The organism is Pseudomonas sp. CM25, assembly GCF_013179705.1.
Classification (GTDB): Bacteria; Pseudomonadota; Gammaproteobacteria; order Pseudomonadales; family Pseudomonadaceae; genus Aquipseudomonas.
Genome location: NZ_JABMCW010000666.1, coordinates 1 through 1,095, shown reverse-complemented (window position 1 = coordinate 1,095; position 1,095 = coordinate 1). Strand labels below are relative to the sequence as shown.

Annotated in this window: 1 protein-coding gene; it reads left to right on the top strand. The window is 57.9% G+C overall.

The window, feature by feature from the left end:
• Positions 1-1,095, top strand: a 1,095-nt coding sequence (locus HP546_RS30520; protein WP_256678582.1) for an MFS transporter, incomplete at both ends; no start/stop codon positions are given.

Here is a 1,095-nt window from a genome sequence, read left to right as displayed (position 1 = left end):
AAACTTACGGTGAGCCGCGCGCCTACTGGAGCGGCGTATTCGCAATGACCCTCTGTGTTTTTGCGCTCATCGCATCCGAATTCATGCCGGTTAGTCTGCTTACACCCATCGCTGCTGACCTCCATATCACCGAAGGCATGGCGGGCCAAGGTATCGCGATTTCGGGTGCCTTCGCGGTTCTCACAAGCCTGTCGATCACGTGGATCGCCGGCAGTATGGATCGAAAGGCGATGTTGCTGGGCTTCACCGCGTTGATGGGCGTCTCAGGCGCAGTTGTCGCTTTTGCTCCGAATTACTTGGTCTATATGGTCGGTCGCGCGCTTATTGGCGTTGTCATTGGGGGCTTCTGGTCGATGTCCGCAGCGACGGCAATGAGGCTGGTACCCAGTGAACAGGTGCCTAAAGCGCTTGCGATCTTCAACAGCGGTAACGCTCTGGCAACGGTCATTGCCGCCCCATTGGGAAGCTATCTGGGCGCTATGGTCGGATGGCGCGGTGCCTTTCTTGCACTGGTACCCGTCGCCCTTATGGTTCTGGCTTGGCAATGGTTTAGCTTGCCCTCCATGAGAGCTGCTCCACGTCGCGCCACCTCCAGCAATGTTTTCAGGCTGCTCAGAAAGCGGCCTGTAGCATTGGGCATGGCTGCCAGTGGTGCGTTCTTCATGGGCCAGTTTGCTCTGTTCACCTACGTGCGACCCTTTCTTGAAACCGTGACACATGTCGGTATCACCACGCTGTCGCTCGTTCTGCTGGTCATCGGGGTGGCGGGCTTCATCGGCACCGCCTTGATAGGCACTTTCCTCAAAAGGGGACTCTACCGAACCCTGATCATTATCTCGATTTTGATGGCTGTAATCGCTCTCACGTTAATCCCCATGGGGGCCTGGGTCGTTCCTGTAGCAGTGCTCTTGGGGCTGTGGGGCCTGATGGCCACAGCTGCTCCTGTTGGATGGTGGAGCTGGGTAGCCCAAGCGATGCCAGACAACGCTGAGGCCGGCGGTGGCTTGATGGTAGCTGTCGTTCAGTTGTGCATCGCACTGGGCTCAACAGTGGGCGGTGTGCTGTTCGACGCGAGCGGGTACCGAAGCACGTTCA